Origin of the sequence: Poriferisphaera corsica (genome assembly GCF_007747445.1) — a bacterium.
GTDB lineage: Bacteria > Planctomycetota > Phycisphaerae > Phycisphaerales > Phycisphaeraceae > Poriferisphaera > Poriferisphaera corsica.
Window position 1 is genome coordinate 1,473,971 of sequence record NZ_CP036425.1, and the last position, 24,945, is coordinate 1,498,915.

The 24,945-nt window shown below is 49.0% G+C and carries 19 protein-coding genes and 2 pseudogenes; 9 read left to right on the forward strand and 12 right to left on the reverse strand.

Features of this window, described 5'->3' with window-relative positions; all coding sequences use genetic code 11:
• Positions 1-36: 36 nt before the first annotated feature.
• The 4 genes and pseudogenes from KS4_RS17865 to KS4_RS05960 all read right to left on the reverse strand — a co-directional run.
• Positions 37-120, reverse strand: a pseudogene (locus KS4_RS17865) (type II secretion system protein); the annotation flags it as partial.
• A 369-nt stretch (positions 121-489) separates the two neighbouring features.
• Positions 490-1,332 (reverse strand): prepilin-type N-terminal cleavage/methylation domain-containing protein, encoded by an 843-nt coding sequence (locus tag KS4_RS05950; RefSeq protein WP_234698859.1) that lies wholly within the window; start codon positions 1,330-1,332, stop codon positions 490-492.
• 475 nt (positions 1,333-1,807) lie between these two features.
• On the reverse strand, positions 1,808-2,035 hold the full coding sequence (locus KS4_RS05955) for a hypothetical protein (RefSeq protein WP_145075985.1): 228 nt from the start codon (positions 2,033-2,035) through the stop codon (positions 1,808-1,810).
• On the reverse strand, positions 2,032-3,609 hold the full coding sequence (locus tag KS4_RS05960; RefSeq protein ID WP_145075988.1) for a sodium-dependent transporter: 1,578 nt from the start codon (positions 3,607-3,609) through the stop codon (positions 2,032-2,034). The genes KS4_RS05955 and KS4_RS05960 overlap by 4 nt, the downstream gene beginning before the upstream one ends.
• A 203-nt stretch (positions 3,610-3,812) precedes the next feature.
• Between KS4_RS05960 and KS4_RS05965 the strand changes: the two genes are divergently transcribed.
• From KS4_RS05965 to KS4_RS17515, 3 genes are all read left to right on the forward strand, one after another.
• The gene (locus KS4_RS05965) at positions 3,813-4,472 is read left to right on the forward strand and encodes a YqaA family protein (RefSeq protein WP_145075991.1); all 660 of its coding nucleotides are present in this window, start codon (positions 3,813-3,815) and stop codon (positions 4,470-4,472) included.
• Positions 4,473-4,517: 45 nt separating this feature from the next.
• A complete protein-coding gene (galE, locus tag KS4_RS05970) occupies positions 4,518-5,510 on the forward strand; it encodes a UDP-glucose 4-epimerase GalE (protein ID WP_145075994.1) in 993 nt (330 codons plus the stop codon).
• 84 nt (positions 5,511-5,594) lie between these two features.
• A complete protein-coding gene (locus KS4_RS17515) occupies positions 5,595-5,756 on the forward strand; it encodes a hypothetical protein (protein ID WP_200761622.1) in 162 nt (53 codons plus the stop codon).
• Positions 5,757-5,801: 45 nt separating this feature from the next.
• Here the strand turns inward: KS4_RS17515 and mreD are convergent, their stop codons facing one another.
• From mreD to KS4_RS06000, 6 genes and pseudogenes are all read right to left on the reverse strand, one after another.
• Positions 5,802-6,356, reverse strand: coding sequence for a rod shape-determining protein MreD (gene mreD / locus KS4_RS05975; RefSeq protein ID WP_145075997.1), 555 nt, complete (start codon positions 6,354-6,356; stop codon positions 5,802-5,804).
• Between the two features lie 13 nt (positions 6,357-6,369).
• Positions 6,370-7,245 (reverse strand): rod shape-determining protein MreC, encoded by an 876-nt coding sequence (gene mreC, locus KS4_RS05980; RefSeq protein ID WP_145076000.1) that lies wholly within the window; start codon positions 7,243-7,245, stop codon positions 6,370-6,372.
• Between the two features lie 65 nt (positions 7,246-7,310).
• Positions 7,311-7,994, reverse strand: a complete 684-nt coding sequence (locus tag KS4_RS05985) for a hypothetical protein (protein ID WP_145076003.1) — start codon at positions 7,992-7,994, stop codon at positions 7,311-7,313.
• Between the two features lie 3 nt (positions 7,995-7,997).
• The gene (locus KS4_RS05990; protein ID WP_200761623.1) at positions 7,998-9,062 is read right to left on the reverse strand and encodes an amidohydrolase family protein; all 1,065 of its coding nucleotides are present in this window, start codon (positions 9,060-9,062) and stop codon (positions 7,998-8,000) included.
• Between the two features lie 219 nt (positions 9,063-9,281).
• A complete protein-coding gene (gene gcvH, locus KS4_RS05995) occupies positions 9,282-9,659 on the reverse strand; it encodes a glycine cleavage system protein GcvH (protein ID WP_145076007.1) in 378 nt (125 codons plus the stop codon).
• A 303-nt stretch (positions 9,660-9,962) separates the two neighbouring features.
• A pseudogene (locus KS4_RS06000) lies at positions 9,963-10,742 on the reverse strand (alpha/beta hydrolase family protein); the annotation flags it as partial.
• A 1,071-nt stretch (positions 10,743-11,813) separates the two neighbouring features.
• Between KS4_RS06000 and KS4_RS18110 the strand changes: the two are divergent.
• A complete protein-coding gene (locus tag KS4_RS18110; protein WP_390620473.1) occupies positions 11,814-12,380 on the forward strand; it encodes a TlpA family protein disulfide reductase in 567 nt (188 codons plus the stop codon).
• Between the two features lie 473 nt (positions 12,381-12,853).
• Complete coding sequence (pulA, locus tag KS4_RS06010; RefSeq protein ID WP_145076015.1) at positions 12,854-15,424, forward strand: type I pullulanase; 2,571 nt, start codon at positions 12,854-12,856, stop codon at positions 15,422-15,424.
• A gap of 241 nt (positions 15,425-15,665) precedes the next feature.
• On the opposite strand, the gene KS4_RS06015 is transcribed toward pulA, so the two are convergent.
• Positions 15,666-16,454, reverse strand: a complete 789-nt coding sequence (locus KS4_RS06015) for an endonuclease/exonuclease/phosphatase family protein (protein WP_234698860.1) — start codon at positions 16,452-16,454, stop codon at positions 15,666-15,668.
• 476 nt (positions 16,455-16,930) lie between these two features.
• Positions 16,931-18,595: a nitrite/sulfite reductase gene (locus KS4_RS06020; protein WP_145076021.1), complete on the reverse strand. Its 1,665-nt coding sequence runs from the start codon at positions 18,593-18,595 to the stop codon at positions 16,931-16,933.
• 422 nt (positions 18,596-19,017) lie between these two features.
• On the opposite strand from KS4_RS06020, the gene KS4_RS06025 reads away from it, so the two are divergent.
• The 4 genes from KS4_RS06025 (at position 19,018) to KS4_RS06040 (ending at position 24,858) form a co-directional block, all read left to right on the forward strand.
• Positions 19,018-20,070 (forward strand): LacI family DNA-binding transcriptional regulator, encoded by a 1,053-nt coding sequence (locus KS4_RS06025; RefSeq protein ID WP_145076024.1) that lies wholly within the window; start codon positions 19,018-19,020, stop codon positions 20,068-20,070.
• Between the two features lie 157 nt (positions 20,071-20,227).
• A complete protein-coding gene (locus KS4_RS06030; RefSeq protein ID WP_145076027.1) occupies positions 20,228-20,929 on the forward strand; it encodes a type II secretion system protein in 702 nt (233 codons plus the stop codon).
• Positions 20,930-20,935: 6 nt separating this feature from the next.
• The gene (locus tag KS4_RS06035) at positions 20,936-23,344 is read left to right on the forward strand and encodes a glycoside hydrolase family 5 protein (RefSeq protein WP_200761625.1); all 2,409 of its coding nucleotides are present in this window, start codon (positions 20,936-20,938) and stop codon (positions 23,342-23,344) included.
• A gap of 137 nt (positions 23,345-23,481) precedes the next feature.
• Positions 23,482-24,858 (forward strand): glycoside hydrolase family 30 protein, encoded by a 1,377-nt coding sequence (locus KS4_RS06040; RefSeq protein ID WP_200761626.1) that lies wholly within the window; start codon positions 23,482-23,484, stop codon positions 24,856-24,858.
• Positions 24,859-24,945: the final 87 nt, after the last annotated feature.

Consider the following 24,945-nt stretch of genomic DNA (forward strand, 5'->3'; position numbering starts at 1 on the left):
TGCTGTTTTACGTGCTGCACCGAGAGCTGGCAAGAGGATTCCAATAAGTAACGCAATAATTGATATAACAACAAGTAACTCTATGAGCGTAAAAGCAGATTTTTTGTGAAGTGTAAACATTTCAATCCCTATCTCTAGCAAAGCTGTTTTGTTTCAACGCGATTTCCGTATACATCTTGCGAGTCGCATTGGGTGTTTCATTTACTGATATAATGATTACATTACTCTTGTAATGTACCCAGATGGTGACAAAAGTAAATGCTATTTTCTATAAATGTACCCAAAAAGCAACAAATAGGTTTATGTCGAAATATTCTTGAGATATATTGCTAAGTAGTGGTGGGCTGGGAGGCGTCTTTGGTCACGCTCTTAGTTTCGTAAGTGTAGTTTATATTGAAAGATATAAATATGATGGGGATTTGCATCAATAAGAAAAGCAGCCACAATTAACCAATTGTGGCTGCTTTTCTTATTGATATCACCGGTGTTCTAATCCATTTTTTTATCGAGTGGCGACCATAGCAGCGTCTTCGTTGATGTTTTTGTGCTGTGATTAACCACATCATCATCGCTGAACATGGCGACGTGCCCATCGACCATCGCAAAGTTTGCCTTGCCACGAGCAGCATACATGTCATCAGTGTTGACGTGCCTGGTCCAGCAGATCGCGGACTCGGCTGCTGTGCCGGTATATGTCATGTATGGGTAATTGTTCTTGACGAATTTGCCATAGAGTGTTGCCGAGTTGTAGAAAGAGCCAACATACCAGCCGGTGTAGTAAAATTCACCGACAGGCCATTGAGGCCATGCCTCGGCAAGGAGGATCGTCTTTGAAGACTCTCTAACAGAGTCATTGAAACGGACACCACTTTGGTTTAAGCCTGAGCCCCAGCCGTCATACCAATCTTCGTTCGTAACCGTTGTGTTTTTTTCGTCAAAATTACTCGAAGTCCAGCCATTGACGGTATAAGAGCGTCCCACATCATCCCCATCAGCCGGGCAAGGCATGACGATTCCGCCTATAGATCCTGGGTTTTTATCTCCAGCAGGCAGATAAGCACCGAGTATCTCATGGTCGAACCAAAAGTGCCCACCTTCCGGCAAGTTGGCGTCCAGGACATTGGGAGGGAATGAGCCTTTGTTATTGGTCGAGTACATGATCAGTACTGTACTAATTTGTCGCATATTACTGGCGCAGCTAATCGTTAGAGCAGTACGCCGTGCCGCACCAAGAGCAGGTAGCAAAATACCGATAAGTAGTGCAATGATTGATATAACGACAAGAAGTTCTATCAAAGTGAAACCTTGACGGCAAATGTAAGGGGTCTTCATTTTCTTCTTTCCTCTATGCATGAGATGTGTTTGTTGCTTTAACTTTCCTTAGCAAGATTCTGATTAAAAGACGTGCGATGGAAACGCTTGTCGCTCGAATATAGTCTGATCGAATTGCCCGGACTGAGTCTTGTTAGCACAAATATTGGCGGATACATGTCAAGGCGAGGAGTGGTTTAATAGATCATGAACAAATATGGAGATCGCCTTGCACTTAATAGTATAACTATGCATGAAGACTTTAAAACCATTTGAAACAGTAGTGGCATATATTTGTATCTAAGTGAGATTGATGTGACTAAAAGTTGCGCTGGGGTGTCGCACGCGCTAAATATTCCCATCGATAAAGTTAAAAATCGAACAGTGTGGAAAAGATTTTTACCAACAATGCTGATCAGTTAGAAGTGTGCAGGCAAAAAACAAGGCGATCAGGATGATCGCCTTGTTTGTCAAGTTATCCAAAAATGACGAGGTGCTATTGGCGTTCTTCGAGTTCATCGGGTGGTGTGATGTCGGATTGTGTATGTAGATGTTCAGGCGCTTCTGGAACAGAGACAACCTTGTAAATGCACCAGCTCAAAAGTGTCGTCATGCCGCCAATTGCGAGGATCATAATGATGATGCCAAGTGGCGTGATACTGTGTGTATTAGATTGAGCTGTGAGATCAGATGCTTGTGCGATCAATGTGATGAGTGTACTCATAGTTCAGCTCCTTTCATTGATTTATCTCTGCGATCCCATCGGCGAACGGCTTCAGATATAACGAGGATAATAAATACAATCGTAAGAATGATCATGCCAAGAGTAATTTGGACAGGAAGACTATTCTGAATCTGATCGGTGATGGTTTTGTCGAGGATCAAATTCGTAATGACCCAGTATGTGAATACGCCAATCAGGTAGACCGGACAGATGATTGTCACGACATATGGGATGATTCGAGGCACACGGATCTCGGCGCCACGATCAATTTCTTCCTGACCTTTACGTATACCCATGATGAAGCCAAACATGAGGACTTGGATTGTTGCGAGAATGTAGATACCAACGGTTGCAATCCATGTATCAAGAGTTGCCAGGGCCGCGAAATCTTGTGTGAAATAAACAACAATGAATGTGCCTGAAATCGTGATAAAGCCGAGGATCGCACAGGAGGCGCGACGTCCGAGCCCAAGAGCTTCTTCGAGGAAAGCAATGGCGGGTTGGAGCATGGAGATGGATGAGGTGGCTGCTGCAAGAAATAGTAGGAAAAAGAAGAGGAAACCGAAGAAGTTGCCAAAGGGCATCGCATCAAATACGGCTGGTAAAGCGACAAAACCAAGGTTAAACGATGAGCCGTTAACAGCAGGGTCAGACATCGTTTCGGGGCCAAGGAAGTAGATTGCGGCAGGGACGACGATCATGCCACCCAGAACGACTTCTGTGAAACCGTTACCCGCCGCAGCGGTAATAGCTGATAACGATATATCGTCATTTGGTTTCAGGTAAGAGGCGTAAGTGATGATGATGCCAAATCCAACAGAGAGTGAGAAGAAGATTTGACCCGCAGCATCAAGCCATATGTCACCAGACATCAGTAGATCCCATTTGGGATTCCACATGTAACCTAAACCATCGAGAAGCGATCGATCGGGGAATTCTGGATTGCTGCCTAGGGTAAGGACTCGGATGAGTATGATGATCGCGCAAAGGATAAGCGTCGGCATCGCAATTTTACAGAAAAGCTCGATACCCTTGGAAAGTCCGCGATAGATGAGAAAGAAGTTGAGTATGAAGCAGATGCCGAGGAAGATGAGTGCGTTGCTAAGTGGGTTTTCGAAGAGGATGCCGTTCTGTGATGCGCCTGTGAATGCGGCAAAGAAATCTTTGATGTTTTCGGGTTCGGGCATCGTGCCGGTAGCGTATTTGTAGGCGTAGCCGAGGCACCATGCTTCGATAAAGACATAAAAGGTGTAAATGAGTATCGGAATGACGGGGCCAAGCGTGGCAACGTATGAAGCTAAGTGCGAGCGTCTGCCAACAGCTCTAAAAACGCCGGGAGTGGAGTTGTATCCGTATCTGCCACCGTATCGACCGAGCGCCCATTCGGAGAAAGCGATAGGCAATCCCAAGATAAGAAAAGCAATAATGTAGGGGATCATGAACGTGCCGCCATATTCGGCGAGCAAACCGGGGAATCGGAGAAAGTTACCGAGGCCGACGGCTGAACCGGTAACCGCGAGGATCACGCCAACACGCGTACCCCATGATTCCTTCGGCCGTTGTATTTCTGACATATACCATTCCTGTGAAATGAATAAAAAGATATGGTTAATTTTTCATTTAGCCACAATCCGGTACTATAAAAAATAACGATTTAGGCGCAAAAGGCAACTGGTGATTTCTATGGTGACTGGAACTATTTGTCTATTTAGCAGAAAATATGCCGACTGGTTTTTGTTCAGTGCAAAGAAACGCAATAACTCGATAATGGATAGCTATGGATTCAACATCAAAGCAGCCACCTTCTGAAGATGAGTTGCACGCCGCTGAAGCTGGGGTGGGCCCCGTATCGCGTTGGGCGATACATAGGCGAATGTATGACTGGGTCTTGGGGTTTGCTCATAGCCGGCATTCAAGTTGGTCCTTGTTTGGCCTGAGTTTTGCTGAATCCAGCTTTTTTCCGATACCACCAGATGTTTTACTCGGCCCATTATGCTTGGGAGATCGAAAGAAAAGTTGGTGGTTTGCGACAGTCACGACAGCGGCTTCTGTACTGGGCGCATTTCTCGGGTATCTGATCGGTTGGGGTTTTCTGGACCTTGCTTTAATGATTCCCGGCATTGATCAGGCAAAAATAGACTGGCTCGATCAAGAATTTGCATTACGTGGGCAGCTTTGGGTTTTTGTAGCTGCGTTAACGCCAATCCCATTTAAATTGCTCACAATCACTGCAGGTTTTGCGAAGATGAACTTGCTCGTCTTTGCTGCCGCTTGCCTCGTCGGACGCGCAGCCCGATTCTATGGCGTTGCATTCATGTTCTGGTGGATCGGGCCAAAAGCCATCCCGTTTATCGACAAGTATTTTAATTGGTTGTGTATCGTATTTACCGTTTTATTGATCGCTGGCTTTGCCGCAATCAAACTTATTAGCGGGTAACGCGTCGCGGCGGTTCGCTTAAATTTTCAGGATAGGGTTTAGTGTATGAAAGTATTGGTAACTGGTGGTGCAGGCTATATCGGTTCACACGCGGTTAAGCATTTGGACGAAAGCGGACATGACGTTATTGCAGTGGATAACCTTTCTTTAGGGCATCGCGCTGCGGTCGCGGAACATATCCCGTTTTACCAAACAGACATCCGCAATGTTGCAGAAATGTATGAAATCTTGAAAGATCATGAGATCGAATGTGTCATGCACTTCGCTGCTTTCTCGCAGGTCGGCGAATCGGTCGGAGATCCACTCAAATATTACGATAACAACACCTATGGCTCGACTTGCCTGCTCCAAGCGATGAATGAAGCGGGTGTTAAAAAACTTGTTTTTAGCTCAACATGTGCAACTTACGGCGAGCCGGAAGAAGTTCCAATCGCTGAAACATGCAAGCAAAACCCAATCAATCCATATGGTTGGTCTAAGTTGTTTGTTGAAAGAATGCTAAAAGACTACGCTGCCGCGAATAAAGACTTTGCCTATTCCGCGCTTAGGTACTTCAATGTCGCAGGCAGTGCCGCCGACGGCAAGATTGGTGAAGATCACCATCCAGAAACACACATCATCCCGGTAATCTTGCAAGCCGCTCTAGGTCAACGCGACGCAATCACGATCTTTGGCAAAGACTACCCAACACCAGACGGCACCTGTATCCGTGATTACATTCATGTTGAAGATTTAGTTGATGCCCACGCGGTTGTCATGGGAGCATTGCAGCCGGGCGATGCACGAATCTACAATCTCGGCATCGGCAACGGGTTGAGTGTGAAGCAAATCGTGGATGCCGCAAAGAAAGCAACCCAGATAGATTTCCAAGTAAACGATGGCGATCGTCGTGCTGGCGACCCGCCCATGCTTTATGCAAACCCATCCAAAATTAAAGAAGAGTTGGGTTGGGAAGCAAAGTATCGTGACGTCGAAAAGATTATCGAGACCGCTTGGCGATGGTTTCGAGCCAATCCCGATGGTTACAATGACAGATAATCAATTTTTTTGAAAAACAAAGCCAATCAGCTTTCTGGTTGGCTTTTTCTATGCGCACTCGAATGAAAGACCTAAAATATAGCCATGAATCAAGATCAAAATGATTTAGAAGAGGGAATGCAGGAATGGTCGCCTCCTGTTGGGTGGGTCGGCAAACTTTTCGCTTGGCTAATGCTGCTGATTATCGCAATTGTTATTGTTTGGATGATCATATGGATCTTTACGCCAGAACCTCCTGGCGTATAGAAAGCGATTCAATGTCGTGGGCAATAAATGACAAGATAAGGGGATTTAATAAGATTTTTTCTCGTGGAAGCGGAAGAGTGGGCTAAGTCGATAGAGCAGGGCCCCGATTGGAAATGATAGAACCGTCGTATAAAGCACCATCATGAAGTAGCGGTACATTTGTGTTGCAGAATCCCAGCCTTCGATCGGATCGTTCGTTAGCCATGAGAATGATCGCATCTTGAAAAAGCAGATGGTTGTGAGTCCTGCGAATACGCCCGCGCTGAAGGTGAGGATCGCAAGTGTAAAAACCGATTCTTTAAAGACAAGACCACGCATCTGAATAATCGTAAAGCCTGCCAACAGATAGCCAAGTGAGGCCGGCCCAATAATCGTTGCGCTAGGATTTGTCGTTGTGATCAGGTCCGTCAGAATGCCCAAGGCAAGCATCGCCCAAAGCGCAAGATAGGCTCGAGCTGACAGGCAAATATAAACACCAAAAATCAGCAATAACGACGGTGCCATACCACCAAACGCTTCAGGCAAAGAGATCAGCGAACCAAACCCTTTTTGAAGTGCTAAGAAAATATATGCGAAGATGGCGAATACGACCCAGTTCATAGCTATTCTTTGATTAGTATCCTTGTTGAGGAATGACGATATCAACCTCCCGCAGTCGTGAAAGTTCGATACGCGGTTGAATAATCATGCGATTCAATAAGAACGGTTTGTTTGGATCCGGGATAATCTCGATGACCTGACCGACGATCGCACCCTTAGCTTCACTCGGCCAATATATGTTTCGTTGATCCGATAGGTGAGCCCAGTCACCAATCTGAACCGGTGCCTCGACTTCAATCGACGCATAAAACGTTTGGTAATTATCATCAGGATTACGTTCGAGCAGATACTCTTTGCTCAGCCTAGCAGCGTCGCTTTCATTGTGCGAGCTGACAATCACCGGCAATTGCACCGACTGACTGTTAATCAATCGCACCTCTGCGGTCAACGGCGAAATCTGATGGATCACACCAATCAGGTTCCCCGCATATATAGCCACATTCCCAGCAGACAAGCCTTGGTTTTGACCTTTGGAAATCGTGATCGACGGATTGATCTTATCGTTTGATGTGGATGTCGTCCTCGCTTTGACCAGCGTAATACCTTCAGCTCCCTGATTGCTGCTCGGTGCGTTTCGTAAGAGTTGGTTTTCCATCCGTAATTGCTGGTTTTCGATCTCAAGTCTGCGGATGTAAAACGTTGCTTCAGAGTATTCCGCTTGCAGCTGATCAAAGCTGCTGATATTCGGCACATCCAATTTCTTTTGAGGCCGTACCGACAACGATAGCCCGTGAAAGATCGCGGTGATTGGCGTGAGGGCCATCGATAACATGGTCTGCGGGACGTACGTAACCTTCCCCGCAATTGATGGTGGCAGCATGCTACTAACCAGCAATGCCACCGCAACAAGCACCAACGCTCGTTGTGAGTTGTGTGATTTCAAACTCATATCGTCTGGATTATACCGCTTTTAGCTCACCACCAATAGGCCCGGATCAGATAACGGACCTTAATTTACTCACCCAAAAATACAATCGGCCCTGCAGCTGCTAACTGCAAGTTAGGTTTCCACTCATTCATGATAAACCTTGGATATCCCAACGCATTGTTGACCGCAAGATTGACCGAATACAACGCTCTGGAAAAATCATCATCATTCCGAATCGCCACTAACTTCCCGGTCATGACCGTCTCGTTTAAGCGATTGCTGAATCCTTCAGTTGAATCAGATAGCCGAATATTCGCCTGCCAGATCCCTGCCGACAGCTTGCGACCGCCCACATCATTGTAGATGTACAAGAACCCCGCGCCCGAATACACGCCCACCGTTCGTTGTCCAAGCTCATTCTGGCCAAACGTCACATAATGCAGTGTCGCGTTTGTTGCCGTCTCGTCGATCGGTGTCTGTGACGGGATTGGCTTCCAGAACATCCGAATCGTAAGCGCTTCTGTCGGATTTCTAAACGTCCCCTTCACCATCAAAATCGTCAAATTCTCTTTGTCATCAATCATATACGCGCTGCGTTCGAACTCAGTCAGCAGAACCCGCTCGCCGCTGATCTCATTCGTCAGCGTGATCTTACCTGATTCGCCACTTAAAACAGGCAATGACGGTATCTTTGTGATGCAACCACCAGCCATGAGCATCATGACCGCGCACGCACTAATTATCAGAGCAAAAACAGGATTGATCTTCACGTTTTATTTCTCCTCTGATTCGGCTTCTTCCGTGTCCGACTCAGATTCAATGACGGGCATCTGTTCGACAATCGGCTCATCGTCCGCAAGCTTCAGCGTCTGCGCCTCACTTGCCGCGGCTGCGTCCGCTGCCTCCGCATTCTGTTCGTCTGGCGATGGCACAACCACTTCCATGACCTCAACCAATTTCTGTTTTGACGCATCCCCATCGTTCGCACTCGCAGGCTTTTGCAGCCCCAGCAATCCAAGCGTGTCACGCTCAATAATCGATCGCAAGACCTCTCGCGGCACCGATGGTAACTGCATCCCCTGGACCAGCGTATTCACCGAGTAAATCGTCATGATCGCTTTTTCAGGCGTGCAATACGGGAACCCCGACCCAAAAATAATCTGTGACGTGACACCCTGCTGGTGTGCCAACAGCAGCGCGTTATACAACTGCCATGGCCTTCTAATCAGATCTGTCAGATCTGTATACACCGTCGGATGTTTACCAATCAGTGCAATTGCCTGTTCAATCCATGGATGTCCAAGCGAGTTGATCACAATCTTCAAGTTCGGGAACGTCCGTGCAACCTCATCAAGTAAGTATGGCTGCCCAAACTCCATCTTCACATCACGTGCAAACATCGCATCAAACTCGATGAACACCGGCACGTTCCGCGCTTCACACGCCTCATACAATTCCATCGCATCCGTATTCGATGGATGGAACCCACCAGCCGACGGACTCACCGTCACGCCAGCCAATCCCAAGGCCAATCCACGTTCCAGCGATGCCACCGCATTCCCCGCCGTCGGATCAATCCCCATAAACCCTAAATACTTCGATGGATTGCGTTTCACGTACTTCGCAACGCACTCATGTGCGATCGAAGCCTTCAGGTATGCCGACTCAAAACCCAAGATGACAGCCGTCTCGATTTTCGCCATCGCCGCATCATGCGCATCCGTCGATGCCGCCGGCCTGTCCCACGGGGTCACCTGACGACGCAGCATCTGCTGTGCCACCGCCGGGCCAAGTTGTTCCGTAGACTCCCAAATCCGTGTGTTGATGTCGACAATCATGAAAAACGATTCCGAAAACCTGTGATGATCTCTTCCCCGCATTCGGGGGCCTGTAAATGAGCTAACAGACAGGTTGTTATGGTAACGCGCAGCAGACAATGCAGCCAGTACAGATACCGCCCATGTGAAAACTCAATACGTCCTGATTCCCCCTGTCTGCAGCATATCCACGCATAATCCCCCATCTCAAGCTGCTTACCCCCAGGTGAGGCCAGTTAATTAGCCCGCCTGAGCGTCGTAATCCGCAGCCGAAAGCAGCCCGTCAAGCTGTCCAGCATCTGAAACCTTGATCTTCAGCAGCCAGCCCTTGCCGAACGGATCTTCGTTAATCAGTGACGGATTATCAATCACTTCCTGATTGACAGCAATCACTTCACCGTCAATGCCGGTATAGATTTCGCTTGTTGCTTTCACAGATTCCACCTCAGCAACGCTGTCTCCCTTCGACACCGCGCCTTCCTGGACCAGTGCTTCCACATACGTAATGTCCGTCAATTCTTCCACCGCGAATTGACTGATCCCCAGGGTGACCACATCACCCTCAAGTTTGTGCCATTCGTGTGATTCAAGATATCGGCAATCAGCAGGGCTACTCATATCCCAGGCTCCTGTTTCGGAAAAAGCATCATAATAAACAACACAAACACAAAATTACGATAAGCCATCATAGGCTCGTTATTCCCCCCTGACAAAGCAGCTTAAGCATGTTAATTCATGCTTGCTACTCGCATTCTTACTATCAGGCATTTCATGAAAGCGAGTTGCGTGAAGGCGCTAGAGCAAGTTGCATGATTATTTAGCCCGAGCGCATCTGCAAGTCTCAGCAGCCAACCCGTGTCATGGCTGCTTTTTTACATAACGACCTATTGGTCAACGTACTAAGTGATTTCGAAAAACGCTCTAAAGCGTCTTCTTCAGATGCTCCAGCACCAATCCGTGTAATTGTTCACGATGCTCAACCGATTCAAAACAATGCGACGCACCATCCATCACTGTATGCGACACATCAAGCCCCGCCTCAGTCATGACTTCCAAATACTTAGCCGAATTGCTGGCCAGTGGGACCGCCTCATCCGCTTCACCAAATATCAATGCCGTAGGCCGCGGATGCATCACACATGCCTTTAAGGAATCCAGCATCTGAATGTCATCGTAGAATTCCGGATTCATGCGGAACGGCCCAATCTCTTTGACCTCGCCCTCCGCCAATTGTCGACGCATCATATTCTTCACCGTTGTCGGGGCGATCAGCACCAAACTCTTCACAAAATCCACCTTTTCCATCAGACATGCCGACACTAATCCGCCCAACGAGAATCCCACAACCCCCATGCGATCACGGTCAACAAACGGCTGCTCCCGTAAATCACGCAATACACACGCCGCATCCGCCAATTCGCCCGACACAGTCGCAAATTCGAACGACCCATCTGATTCGCCAGAATTGAGAAAATCAAACGTGACCGCCGCAATCCCCTCACTCGCCAGCATCCGAGCCATGTTCACAAACATCAGCCCAGCCTCATATCGATTCCCTGTAAAACCATGACACAACATCACTGTCGGGAACGGCCCATCCCCCTCGCTATTCCCCCCGCTACCCCCCTCCGGTAAATACCGCATACCACGTATCAATTGCCCGCCATGATCCAATTCAAAATAAACCTGTTTCATGCACGCATTGTGCTTTTGTCGCCCTAAATTGCAACAAAAACCATTTCATTTCGTCATTTCTTTTGAAGACACTATTCCTGGCATCCTCATATTCAGCAACCTCACGCAACACGCAAAATTACCCGAGCATCACCCGCCAAATCGCGGTATCGTATGGGCACGGAGTCAACCATGAACAGCAGATCATTTACACATACAGTCTTACTCGTTTGCACATCCCTCATCGCATTCAACCCGCACGTAATCGCACAACCCGCCGCCCCCGGCTCAGGTGCATCCCAACAACAAAATCCTCAAGCCACACACAGCCAACTCCAGCAACGCGTCGAAGAAGCCTACAAAAACATCAATCAGTATCAGGCCACCCTCCAATACCACTTCGAATCACAATCCGGCCGGTGGAAACGTGATGAACGAGGCGAGTTCTACTTCGCCTTTGATCGATCCACAGGCCGCCTCAAAATCGACCATCCCGGTGTCTACGTCGTCATCAAAGATGGCACGCTCTACGTTCGCTCCGACGACTTCATGGGCCGTTACCTCGAAACACAGGCCCCCGACCCACTCACCTACGCCACACTCCTCGAAGCCACCACCATCAAAGGCGAACCCCTCCTCTCCAACCCCATGCTCCTCGCTCTCGGCTTCCTCATCGGCGAACAACCCATCACCGAACTCACCGAATGGACCGAAAATGCTGCCGAATTCCTCCCCCCCGAGGCCGGCGACACACATCCACGTCTCCGCATCGACCTCTACGCCGCAAGCACCATCATGAAAATCGACCCCTCAACCTTCCTCATCGACTCTGCCACCGATGAAACCGACATGAGCATGATGACCGGCAACGCAAACACCTCAGACTTCCAACGCAAGCACTACAAATACATCATCGAAAAACAAAACGAACCGCTCGAGGATCACCTCTTCGATTTCGATACCCAAGGTGGCAAATCATTTAGCTCCTTCGACACACTCGTCTCCGACATCTTCGGCTCCCCCGGCGGCGCCCCAACTGCCGGTACCTCCGGTACCCCCGGCTCAGCAGGTTCAGCCTCGCAACCACAATCCCCACTCATCGGCACAGCACCCTCCGACTTCACCCTCAAAAACCTCGATGACAAAGACAACGCACTTGCAGACCTGCTTGAGAAAAACAAAGTTGTCATCCTCGATTTCTGGGCCACATGGTGTCCGCCTTGTCGCATGGCTCTCCCCGAGATGGAAAAACTCCAGAAATGGGCCGATAGCACCGATCTCTCACTCCAGATCTACGCCGTCAATGCCGGCGAAGACCCATACACCGTCAAAGATTTCTGGGAGCAGAACAACATGACCCTCCCCGTCCTCCTCGACGCCGACGGCTCTGTCATGGACAAATACGGCATCAACTCCATCCCTCAAACCTTCATCATCATCGACGGCAAAATCGAGCACATCCACGCCGGTTACGTTGAAAACATGAGCAAAGAGCTTCAAAACAAGATCGAATCCCTCCTCGCCCCGAAACCTGAGCCGGAAGCCGTCACACCCGACGCCGCTGATACAACTCAGTCAGATGCAAACCCAAACAGCTCCCCCGCCTCTTCAGAGCCGCAAGCCAAGCCTAAGAAGCCTAAACGCGCTCCCGCCGCACCGCTTTAATCGCATCCCCACCAAGATTCCGACTGTTTACCACCCAAGACACGCATCATCGCGTGTCTTTTTATACCGCCTCAATTTAATGTCCAATGAACGACATTCTGCCACGATCGAGATCACAACTGAATTTATAGCAATTGTTTACACACAATAGTCCCGTCCGTGATCAAACGTCTTTCCCAGTATTGCAACATTTCTCAATGAACCAAGACACAAATTTTCTTTACGATAATTTAACAAATTGGTAAACTGTTTTAACAGTGTCGATTTGGCAAACCAACCGCTTCTCGCAAGCGTACTACAGCTACTTCGACACGCGAGCATACCGCTCGCCTCAGCTATCGGGGTGAGGCCGACTTACCATCGACCTCAACTTCAGCATCGGCCTTCGCGTTCCCGCGCAAAGCACACCAACCGTCAGTAGGTTTGCTTCGAGGCCGTGCAATTCTTTGATCCTGAATTTGACTGGGTGAACTATGACACAGCCGAATAAGCTGACTTCCGTCCTTCTCCTCCTCCTCACAACCCTACTTTTACCGGCCACAACCTCAGCAGCACCAAAGCTCAACGCCTCAGCACCCGATATGAATAAGGTGCGATCACTCGCACTCAAGCCAACAAATGGCACAACTTTTGTTCTACACTATTACCGTCCTGACGGTAAGTACGACGGCTGGAACATCTGGACTTGGGCTGACGGACAAGAAGGCCGTTCCGTGAAATTTACCGGCAGAGACGCTTTCGGCGCCTACGCCACCGTCAAATACCCCGTACGGCTTAACAAAGCCAACTTCATTATCCGTTACAAGGAATGGGAGCGTAAAGACGTGGATCGTGATCGTTCAACCACCGTTAACGCCGACGGCATCGCCGAAGCATGGGCTGTCTCCGAAGACCCAAACGTCTATCAAAACCCCGCTGACATCGACTTCTCACTCAGAGTCAATGCAGCCTTCCTCGATAAGGCCGACAACGTCCTTGTCACCCTCTCGCAGCCCGTTGACAAACGCGCCCTCAAAGCCTCGGATGTCAACCTCTCCGTCAATGGCACACGCCTCCCCATCCGCGCAATCCAAGCGCCAAACGCTCAAGGAAACTCACACAAAACCTTCACACTCGTCACTGCTCGCAAAATCTCAGCCGACGAACTCGCAACCCCAATCTCCCTCACACTCCCCGGCCAGAACCCCGTCACCGTCTACGTCCGTGACGCGCTCGACAGCAAAGACCTCTTCCCAGCTGACGCAAAGCTTGGCTCTTACGTCACCGAAAGCAAAACAACCTTCCGCACATGGTCACCCGTTGCCTCTTCCGTCGATCTTCTACTCTTCGATTCCGAAGACGCAGCAACCCCCAATAAATCCATCTCCATGACCAAAGCCGACTCAGGCCTCTGGGAAACCACACTCCCCAGCGATCTTCACGGCCTCTTCTACCAATACTCCTTCACCTCCTATGGCAAGACACGCACCGTCGCAGACATCAACTGCTTCGCCGCAGCCCATGACTCATCCAAATCAATGGTCGTCAATCTCAGCAACACCAACCCAGAAGGTTTCGCTGAACACACACCGCCAGCCTCAAAATCGCAAACAGACGAGATCGTCTACGAAGTTCACGTCCGTGACTTCTCAATCCAAGACCAAAATGTTCCCGCTGAAAATCGCGGTAAATACTCCGGCCTCGCCATCGTCAACCCTTCCACTGGTGAAGAAGTCTCCACCTCAATCTCACACCTCAAAGAGCTCGGCGTCACCGCCGTCCACCTCCTCCCAATCCAGGACTACTCCGCTTCACTCACCGAATACAACTGGGGCTACTGGACCGCACTCTTCAACGTCCCCGAAGCTCAATACTCATCAACCCCACATCAACCCGCTGAGACAATCAAAGAACTCAAGAAAACCATTCAAACCCTCCACGAAAACGGCATCCGCGTCATTCTCGACGTCGTCTACAACCACACCTCCACATCCTACGAATACTCACCCTTCGACCAAGCCGTCCCCTACTACTACTTCCGCACCGGCGCCGACGGCACACTCGCCAACGAATCAGGCTGCGGCAACGCATTCGCCGACGAACGGCTCATGGCCCGTAAGTACATGATCGACTCACTCAAATACTGGGTCACCGAATACAAAGTCGACGGCTTCCGCTTCGACCTCCTCGGCATGCACTACCCCATCACCGTCAAAACCGCTGCTCAAGAACTCCGCAAACTCCGTTCAGACCTCACCATCTACGGTGAACCCTGGACCGGCGGCGGCCCAACACACTTCGGTAAAGGTGTCCAACGCGGCACAACCGTCGGTGTCTTCAACGACCACATCCGTAACGCCATCCGTGGCGATCTCGACGGCACATCCACAGGCTTCGCCACCGGCTCAGGCGGCGACATCGAATCCGTCAAACGCGGCATCATGGGCGCTATCGACGACTTCGCCTCAGCGCCAACCGAAACCGTCTCCTACATCTCCGCTCACGATAACCGCACCTTCTGGGATAAGCTCGAATACACATACGCAGGTATGGACGACAACACCAAGCGTTCTATCCAGAAGTTAGCCCACGGCATCGTCCTCACCTCACAAGGCATGGCCTTCCTCCACGGCGGCTCTGACTTCGCACGAACAAAATTCGGCAACCACAACTCATACAACGCCGGCGACGACATCAACAAATTCGACTGGGACCGTAAAGCCGAATACATCGACGTATTCAACTATTTCAAAGGCCTCATCGCTCTCCGCAAAGCTCACCCAGCCTTCCGCATGACCACCGCGTCAAACGTGAAACGCAACATCAGCTTCCTCTCAGCACCCAACGGCGTCATCGCATACACAATCGATGCAAAACGTGTCGGTGACGACTGGAACCGAATCCTCGTAATCTTCAATGGCGAGCCTTCCGCTCAAACCATCGAACTCCCATCCGGCCACTGGAACATCGTCGTCGACGATCAAAACGCAGGCACCTCACCGCTCCGCAAGGCCAACAACCGCGTCACGCTCCCACAATACTCCATGATCGTTGCCTACAAATAAGCATACTCATACAGATCACAACTCACATAAAAACCAAAAAACAGACGCGGCCTTACGCTGCGTCTGTTTTCTTTTTACAACCATATCTTCAAGCCCACACGCCCCGCGTGTGGCGCGCCTCGCACCTTCCCCTCCCATGCCTTCAAGCCTGCCACCGCTGGTGGCAGGGTGTCTGAAACATAAACATGCAACCTATCAAATCGCGATCATCATCCCATCCCGATCAAACTTGCAGTAGCTATCACTCCCCACCATCTACATCTTCCTCATGCTGCGCACCAATCAGCTCCAACTCGACAACCACCGGCCGGTGATCCGATGCGATCCGATCATCAATCACTTTGATCGATTTTGTCTCAAACTGAATATCACCACTCGTCATGAGATGGTCTATCTGTATGTTAGGCTCGTCTGCCGGATATGTTTTACCCGTGTCAATTTTCGAGCTGACCTTCCAAAATTTCAACATCTCATCCATCACAACCGATGCGTATCCCGAATTAAAATCGCCCCCCAAAATCACCGGCGTCACATCGCTGTTCGCAAACACACGGTTCAACTCACGGGCTTGCAAGTATCGGTCTTCCTCCGGCTGCCATTGCAAATGAGTCGAGACCAATCGCACTTCACCCATCCCCGGCACATCCACTAACCCCGACAACGCAATCCGTCTTTCACTACCCACACTATACGGCAACTCATGCACCGTAATATCGGTGATCGGCCACTTCGACATCAACATCACACCATACTCACCACCTTGGAAATCAATCGCCTTCCCAAACGTGTGGTACATCCCCGTCTGTTCCTGCAGCCGCCGCGGCATATCCACATGGCCACTCCGTATCGTATTCTTGTCCACTTCCTGTAGCGCAATCAGATCCGCATCGCCCGATTGGATCACATCCGCAATCCGTTCAACATCATATTCCCCATCTAATCCACGGCTGTAGTGTACGTTGTATGTCATCACGCGCAGCGTCTTGCGACCACTCGCATCCGTCTTCGCATCATGCTTCATACTGCTCATACAACCCGCGCCTGCAATCATGATACTCACCAGTGCAAGCACCCTCAGGAAATTCATATGCATTGGGCCTACCTCTAATCGTTGTTGGAAATACTTTGAAATCATCGCCGCATCATAACAGAATTGTGACCCAACTCGCTCAGATCAATACCACCCATCCACTCTGGATCTACCAAAATCACAGCGCGCACATTTTGCTTTGACTTTGAACAATCAAAAGAAAAAAGCAACCCAAACTTTGCCGTTCTTTGCCCATTTCTCACCAGAGTTGCACATTCTTTGGCAGTTTTCGCTTGTTTTAAGCTGTTTTCTCAATTCTGAAACTAAAGTTACAAACGCTTGCCAGATAAAGAGATAGCCCTGAATCTGTACGTGTCGTGTCATTTTTGTGCGCGCGTGTTTTGGCGCACAAACGCGCCGCAATGTTTCATATGCCTAGACCGCAATCGCCGTTTTTTATGCGCAATGAATCGGTATCATCCACCCACCAGCTTCATCTGCCGTCTGACCAGCCCCTCAATTTTCGCATTAATCTCATCTAGTGGCACCTGTTCATAAACCTTCTCAAGTGTGCGCACAAACCCATCATCACTCACACCTCCCCGCACATAAATATCAGCCGCCTCAATGCTTACACCTTCCACCATGACCTTGCGTCCGACCACCCCAATGTCCGCAGCCGCGTGACGTCCGCACCCCGCCTTGCAGCCTGATACGGATATGGTTGGCACATTCTTTTCATCCTTCAACACATCAGCAAGGTGATGATTGATTTGTACTTGCAGCGTTTTAGTATCAATATGCGACATTCCGCAATGCGGCAACCCACTGCATGCAAGTGAGTTGCATGCAAACTCACTCGGGTTTACCACAAACCCATCTAACCATCGGTTAGCACAATCCTTTTGCTGTTCTGTACAGGTTGCGTGATGAGCGATTTTCATACCTTCATCTGATAGGTTGGGAATCAAAACGCTCTGCTGTGCGGTTAAACGCAGTTGAGATTTTCCAAAATGCTGCGCAAATTCAGCGAGCCGCTTTAACTGTTCGGCGCACAATTGTGATTTCGGAACATACAACCCAAGTGTTGGTTTGTATTGATCTGAAGCGTTCTGATGTGTCTTGATTGTAGCCCTTGTATCTAATGGCTGATTAGGTTTGGGATTCGTGTCGATGATGCCAAATAAATTGATCCGTTGATCAGGATGAGGTGTTTGCAATTGCCCCTCTGGTGTGAGTTTGAAATGACACTTGTTTTGTAGCGATTTTCGGATATCGGGCAAAGATTGTTCGTCGATCCAATCGCTTAATCTGGCTTTGGTTCGGCGATCACGTGGGCCTTGTTCCTGATATAAATCAATTAGATTCTCCAATAGGTCGGCCGCTAATTCTGACGGAGCAAACACGTTTAATGATTTCGAAACATGTAGTTCCTGACCTGAAGCTCTTCCGCCAATATAGAAATTGAATCCATAAACTGATGGCGTTATTGAATCTGTTTTGCCTAATCGAGTATTAGTATTTCTGGCAGCTGGATGAACCGCAGGCAGCAGTGAGATGTCTTGAATACGTGAAACCGGATCGGGCAGGGTGGTCGCTGAGATGTACAAGTTGAGTTTGCGAGGCAGGTTACGCCAATGTGTTTTGGTGATAATCGCTTTTTCAATCGCTGCGAGTACCGGCGACACATCGAAAAGATCAAACGGCGTAACTCCCTGAAGCGGGTGCGTCATCACGTTTCGCACCGAGTCCATCAGTGTTTGTTGTGAGATCAGTTCAGCTTCGATGAGCTGCGAGATGAAATCAGCGAGATGCATTTGTTTGATGTTGCGGATTTGGAGTTGGCAGCGTGAGGTGAGATTCATCTGACCGTCAGCGTACTGTTCGGCCAATTGCGCGATGGTAAACGCTTGAGCGGCAGTGAGTTGTCCTTGCGGGATGCGTAGGCGAAGGGTGTATCGATCGGGTCTGGCTTTGCTGGAAACCAATCCCATGAGCCTAAGGCTGTACTTAATAGCTGCGGTGGGTGAGGTGGGGCTGTTGTGTGGAGTATTGATATGAGGGGGGGGACAGGTTTGCTTGAGCGTTTGCTCAATTGAATCCAGTTTGATTTGGGATTTAATCTGCTCGAATCGGTTCATTACAGGCACTCATGAATCGGAAGGAACAACATGAAACATGTTGTAACACATGTGTTGAGCTACTCATATTACAAATTTCACCCATTAGATCCAGTTAAATCACTCAATACCAAGCGGTTAAGTGTGGTGATCGGTTGAACGTGGCGTGAATGGGTGTTGTGTCTTGACGTTGTAATTGAAAAAACGGTCAAAAGCTAGAAAACGCTGGCAACAGGCAGGTTCTGCGCGACTGTGAATTCATTGATATGACTAACGTGTCGTTAGAAAGGTTTGTTGTAGATCCGTAAATTAAGCTTGAATCGCGGGTTACGAAAAAGGAAAATATATTTCTGTAACGTGATGTAACGATTGGAATCGTTACGTCTGAGTTTAGTAATATCAAATCATCATTGAGAAATGTGCTAATTGAAGGTTTTCAGCAGATGGCAACAGTTCGAGAAATAGCAAAACGATTGGGGGTATCGACAGCGACGGTATCACGATCGTTGAATGACTCATCTGAGGTGAGTGATGAGCTGAAGTCGAAGGTTGTGAGTGAAGCGAAACGGATCGGTTATCGTTTGCCAAGATCGAAGCGTTTGGTGCGGCCGATGACGATCGGGATTGCGTTTTTGAATCGGACGAGTGGGCCGAAGTTTATGGGGTATGACGCGGCGGTTTGGGGCGGTGTGGCGCGTGGTGCGAGTCAGTATAAGGCAGAGGTGATGTTGGTTGAGATTGATCCACAGGCAAGCCAGGCGGAGTTGGATCGGGTGATGAAATATCGCGGTTTGGATGGTTTGGTATTACGCGTTGATGCTGAAGCGAAATACATGGTGGAGCGGCTAGCGGATTATGATTTGCCGATTGTGGTATTGGCAGATCATGGTGATGTTGATGGGGTGAGTTATGTGTATTGTGATGCGAAGCCGCCGTGTCAGATGGTGGTTGAGCATTTGATTCACTTGGGTCATAAACGGATCGGGTTGTGTCATAACCACGTGATGGATACGGACCATCGTGATCGTATTGAGGCGTATATGAGTGCGCTGAAGGAGTCGGGTATTGGTTATGACCCTGAATTGATTGTGCCTGCGACGGTGGACTTGAATGGTGGGGCAAGAGCGATGAACAGATTTTTGTCGTTGCCGAATCCGCCGACAGCGATGTTTGTGATCGATCCGGTGTTGGTTGTGGGTGTGTTTAGAAGGGCACATGAGATTGGTTTGAAGATACCGGAGGAGATGTCGATCGTGGGGATTGATGATGACATGCTGCGGCAGGTGACGTTTCCGTCGTATACGGCGGTGTGTCAGAATGCTCCGGAGGTTGGCTTTCAGGCGGGGGTGGCCTTATGTAAGCGGCTACAGCATCAGATTGCCGATGAGTCGTTTACGATCAAGTTAGATGCATTTTTGGAGATTAATGAGTCTACGGCGCCGCCGCCGGTGGAATCGGTGCGGGCGACGCCTCAAGGACAAAGGATATTGGTTTAGCATATTCACACTGTTTAGAGCGTTTACGGAGTTGCATTCTTATTGGCCAGTAGGTCATTGCGTTAGAAAACAAGTTTTGCGTTCGCTGGTAGAGGCTGGCAAAAGCGTGAAAAGTTGGTAACAACGTAAAAGCTCGGATAACTGCAGGTATAAAGTCATGTCAAAAAAACGGAACAGAACGAGGAACTGGCGAGCTTTCACGCTCATTGAATTGTTAGTCGTGATATCGATTATCGCGTTGCTTATTGGGATATTGCTGCCGGCATTGGGAGCGGCCAGATCGACGGCGCGTAGTTTGCAATGCAAGACGAATCTGAAGCAGATCGGCATTGGCATGTACACCTATGCTGATAGTTTTAAGGGACATTTACCTTATGCGAGAAACTGGGGCTGGCAGCATGGTGGTTACGATATCCCATTTGTGCAGGACGTCATGATTCCATATTTAGGTGGTAAAGAGGGTGGCGGCGATTTTTCAAAAGTATTTCTTTGCCCGTTACAAGAAGATGGCTGGGGTGAAGATTGGATTGTAGGGGACGTTAATGCGACGCATTACCGTTACAACATCGATAAGGCGATTCGTTATGAAGCGTATGCCGAGGGTGATGAGCAGTCACGGCGAATTGATGACATGCTTGATCCGGGGATTACGGTATGGTTCTGGGACATTGCGTGGCCGGATTGGGTTGATAATCCTGATAAGATTTTCCCACATGCAAAGAACGGTGCTGCGTTTAATCTGTTGTACGGTGATGGGCATGTGACAAGTATGTCTGAAGACGAATATGGTGAGCAGGCTCCGAAGGATCGTGCTGAATGGGATACGGACTTTATCACTCAAGGGTGGCGTAAGGAATAGATGAAGATGTCGATAAAGAAACATATTGGGATAGTAATCGGTTGTTTGACATTGGTATCGGTGCTGAGTGTACCGGTGCTGGCGAAAGCTGAGCCGATGGAAAAGTTACGGATAGATGGGCAATATTTTGTGGATGGTGAAGGGGAGATGGTCGCGCTGAAGGGTGTGAATCTGGGGAATTGGTTCTTGATTGAGCCTTGGATGTTTGGGGTGGGAGAAGTGAACGATCATTATGGTTTCTGGAAGAAGCTGTCAGATCGTTTTGGTGAGGATAAGGTTGATGCACTAAAGGAAGTGCATTATGCGAATTGGATTACGCCGCGGGATTTTGAGGGGATTAAAACGTTTGGTTTTAATGTGGTGCGTGTGCCGTTCCATTTTGAGCGTTTGGAGACGAAGGCTCAAGATGGGACGCTTCGGGAGGATGCGTTTAAGTGGTTGGATAAGGCTGTGGATATGGCTGAGGATGCTGGGTTGTATGTGATCCTTGACATGCATGCTGTACCGGGTGGTCAGAGTGTTGATGCGCCGTCTGGCCGGATTGGTGAGAACAATCTGTGGACGGATGTGAAGGCACAGAAGCGTGCAGCGAGCATGTGGCGTGCGATTGCGGAGCGTTACGGTAAGCGTGGTGTGATTGCTGCGTATGACGTGATGAATGAGCCATGGAGTGACTTTACGTCGGATAATCGTGATGATCTTGTGAAGATTACAGGGATGATTCATGATGCGATACGTGAGGTTGACCGGGATACGTTGATCTGGGCGGCGGGGAGTCTGCGCGGCGTTGATTTTTATGGTAAACCTGCGGAACGTGGTTGGGTTAATGTTGGATATACCGAGCATCATTATCCGGGGCTATTTGGCGGCGAGCCAACGGTTGAAACGCATGCAAAGAATTTGGCATACGGGTTGATGGGTTTGGATAAGATGCTTGCAGAGAAGAATGTGCCTTACCTGATTGGCGAGTTTAATGTTGTATTTGATCTTGTGAATAATGGCGCATTGATGCGTAAGTATTATGACGAATACGGCAAGCGTGGTTGGGCTGCGACGATGTGGTCTTACAAGCTTGTGAAGTCGGGCGGGGGCATTGAGCCTGATGGCTGGTACTTGTCGACGAACGCAGACGCGATGAGGTTCCCGGAGCTTGAGACGGGGAGTTATGATGAATTTTATGAGCTGTTTGGTAGTTGGAGTTCGATGCCTATGGCGTTGGATGAAGTGCTGCGAGAACGGTTGACTGAGAAGAATCCGGCACCATTGAATCTGCCTGAATATCCGGTTCGACGTGAAGCGCCTAACCAAGCATTAGCTGGCTGGAAGAGTGTTGAGATTGGCGGAGCTGTGAAGGGCGGTCTGGAGAAGTTGGCGGATGGGACGATGGCTGTATATGGCGGCGGACGTGATATCTGGACGAATCATGACGAGTTTCGGTATGTGTATCGGCCTGTGAATCAGCGGTTTGCTTACCATACGGTGATTGAATCACTTGAGGATATTGACCAGTACACGAAATCAGGCTTGATGCTGCGAAGCGGCGCGGGTGATGATGCGGCGATGTTGTTGTTGCATGTGTTTCCGAATGGTGAAGTTGTGCTGGCAAGGCGTGAGAAGGATGGGGTGAATGCGACGGAAGAACGTCTTGATTATGGTCAGTTTCCGACGGGTCTTTCGATGAGTCGTGATGGTGATGTTGTGACGATTGGTTACACAAATCAGGCTGGTAAGTGGATTTACCGCGAGGTGAAAGTGCCTGATGGTGTGAAGGCGAAAAGTATGTTCGGTGTGGCGACAATGTCGCATAGAGCAGGGCTTTTGGCGAAGTCGGTGTACCAGCCGATCCGTGAGGGTGAACCTAATCAGGGGATAGACCGTAAGATTCGTCGTGGCGAAAATCTGCTATCAAATGCTGGTTTTGAAGAAGCTAAGAACAAGCAATCGGATTCGGATCAGGCGAAGCAGTGGGATCGTTGGGGGCAATGGATGAACCGTGCTGAGGCTAAGCAAGCAGGTGCTGATGGAAAGTATGCGTTGGTGTACTTCCACAATCGGATACCGGACGGCGGGAATTCGGGCACTTGGCAGGACATGAAGCAGGCGAAGCCAGGTCAGAAGTACGAATTTTCAGTTGATGCGAAGATGGTTGATGCCACTTCGAAGAAATATCTGCCTAAGAACGTTGAGGTTCAATTTGAAGGTGTGGATGCTGACGGTCGATCACGTTTGATATCAAAGCGTAATTATCGGATTGAAACGATCTACAACAGCCAAGATTGGATGAATTTGAGTGTTCAGGGTGTGGCTAATCAAGAGATAGTACGGGTATTGATTGTTGTCAGCCCGAATGAAGAAGACAGACGCGTTGGTCATCTAGTATTTGACAATGCTCAACTTGTCGAGATCAATCAATAAAGTGTGGTCAGTTCATCTTACAGATGTAGGAGGATACGTTTAAAAGCAAAAACCATATACACGAGATATTGAGATGCTTGCGGGAAACTGTAAGTCTCTCATTTAGGAAAAATTAGTTTAGAATTTGGGGTTTAAAGATGACTCAAGTAACCATTGGTATGGAAAAAGAAAGTTTAGTTGGCCGAGCGGAAGTGTATCTGACGGCTAAGGATACGAAGGATCGTTTGACACAGAAGTGTGTTGAAAGCAACAAGGTTGAGGGCGATGTCGTTCCGATCGTTGTAAAGAAAAATGTGACGTATCAGGAGATTGAAGGCTTTGGTGGCGCGTTCACTGAGGCGACAGCCTATACGCTATCACGCATGCCAAAAGAGCTGCGTGATCAGGCGATTGCAGCCTATTTCGATGAAGAAAATGGGCATAAGTACAACTTGTGCAGGACTCACATTAACTCGTGTGACTTTGCGTTGGGCAATTATGCTTATACGGAGGTTGACGGTGATGTTGATTTTGAGCATTGGAGCCTTGAGCGTGATCATGAATATTTGATCCCGCTGATTAAGGATGCGATGTCTGTGAGTGAGAAGGGGTTTAAGTTGTTTGCGTCGCCGTGGAGTCCGCCTGCGTGGATGAAGACCAATGGCAAGATGAATCATGGTGGGAAGCTTAAGGCTGAACATGGTGATACATGGGCGCGGTATATCGCGAAGTACGTGAGGGATTACGAAACACTTGGGATTCCGATTTGGGGGTTGAGTGTACAGAACGAGCCGGCTGCGGTTCAGACGTGGGATTCATGTATTTATGAGTCGGAGGATGAACGTGATTTTGTGCGTGATCACCTTGGGCCGGTGCTTGAAAAGGAAGGGCTGGACGATAAGAAACTGATTGTGTGGGACCATAATCGTGATTACTTGTTTGAGAGAGCGAGTACGATTCTTGATGATCCGGAAGCTGCGAAATATATCTGGGGTGTTGGGTTCCACTGGTATTGCAATGGGAACTTTGAAAATCTGAGTATGACGCAGGAAGCGTATCCGAATGTGAAGTTGTTGTTTACGGAGGGTTGCCAAGAGGGCGGGCCACATATCGGGTCGTGGGATATTGGTGAGCGGTATGGTTACAACATGATCAATGATCTGAACAACCATACGGTTGGCTGGGTTGATTGGAATTTGGTGCTCGATGAAACGGGCGGCCCGAACCATGTTGGGAACTTATGTAGTGCACCGATTATTGCAGACACCGAGAAACAAGAGCTGATTTTCCAGAGTTCTTACTACTATATTGGGCATTTTTCTCGGTTTATTGAGGCAGGGGCGAAACGCGTGCTTTGCTCAACGTGTGATCGTGAGATTCACGCAACAGCGATGGTGAATCCGGATGGCGAATGTGTCGTCGTGGTGATGAACCAAAAGGATGAGGCGAAGGCTGTTGAGCTTCGCGGTGTGAGTGATGAGATGATTGGGTTTGAGTTACCGGCTCATTCGATTGCGACGTTTGTTATGAAGTGAGTGAATCAAAAATAATAGATGATAAAAAGGACAGCTATAAAGCTGTCCTTTTTCCTTGGAGGGATTTGAGTTTTTGAGTGGTTCATG

What these genes read in the sequence shown, in the direction of transcription:
- KS4_RS05950 (WP_234698859.1), bottom strand. Translation starts at nt 1,332, where the DNA reads ATGAAGACCCCTTACATTTGCCGTCAAGGTTTCACTTTGATAGAACTT.
- KS4_RS05955 (WP_145075985.1), bottom strand. Translation starts at nt 2,035, where the DNA reads ATGAGTACACTCATCACATTGATCGCACAAGCATCTGATCTCACAGCT.
- KS4_RS05960 (WP_145075988.1), bottom strand. Translation starts at nt 3,609, where the DNA reads ATGTCAGAAATACAACGGCCGAAGGAATCATGGGGTACGCGTGTTGGC.
- KS4_RS05965 (WP_145075991.1), top strand. Translation starts at nt 3,813, where the DNA reads ATGGATTCAACATCAAAGCAGCCACCTTCTGAAGATGAGTTGCACGCC.
- galE (WP_145075994.1), top strand. Translation starts at nt 4,518, where the DNA reads ATGAAAGTATTGGTAACTGGTGGTGCAGGCTATATCGGTTCACACGCG.
- KS4_RS17515 (WP_200761622.1), top strand. Translation starts at nt 5,595, where the DNA reads ATGAATCAAGATCAAAATGATTTAGAAGAGGGAATGCAGGAATGGTCG.
- mreD (WP_145075997.1), bottom strand. Translation starts at nt 6,356, where the DNA reads ATGAACTGGGTCGTATTCGCCATCTTCGCATATATTTTCTTAGCACTT.
- mreC (WP_145076000.1), bottom strand. Translation starts at nt 7,245, where the DNA reads ATGAGTTTGAAATCACACAACTCACAACGAGCGTTGGTGCTTGTTGCG.
- KS4_RS05990 (WP_200761623.1), bottom strand. Translation starts at nt 9,062, where the DNA reads ATGATTGTCGACATCAACACACGGATTTGGGAGTCTACGGAACAACTT.
- gcvH (WP_145076007.1), bottom strand. Translation starts at nt 9,659, where the DNA reads ATGAGTAGCCCTGCTGATTGCCGATATCTTGAATCACACGAATGGCAC.
- pulA (WP_145076015.1), top strand. Translation starts at nt 12,854, where the DNA reads ATGACACAGCCGAATAAGCTGACTTCCGTCCTTCTCCTCCTCCTCACA.
- KS4_RS06015 (WP_234698860.1), bottom strand. Translation starts at nt 16,454, where the DNA reads ATGAGCAGTATGAAGCATGATGCGAAGACGGATGCGAGTGGTCGCAAG.
- KS4_RS06020 (WP_145076021.1), bottom strand. Translation starts at nt 18,595, where the DNA reads ATGAACCGATTCGAGCAGATTAAATCCCAAATCAAACTGGATTCAATT.
- KS4_RS06025 (WP_145076024.1), top strand. Translation starts at nt 19,018, where the DNA reads ATGGCAACAGTTCGAGAAATAGCAAAACGATTGGGGGTATCGACAGCG.
- KS4_RS06030 (WP_145076027.1), top strand. Translation starts at nt 20,228, where the DNA reads ATGTCAAAAAAACGGAACAGAACGAGGAACTGGCGAGCTTTCACGCTC.
- KS4_RS06035 (WP_200761625.1), top strand. Translation starts at nt 20,936, where the DNA reads ATGTCGATAAAGAAACATATTGGGATAGTAATCGGTTGTTTGACATTG.
- KS4_RS06040 (WP_200761626.1), top strand. Translation starts at nt 23,482, where the DNA reads ATGACTCAAGTAACCATTGGTATGGAAAAAGAAAGTTTAGTTGGCCGA.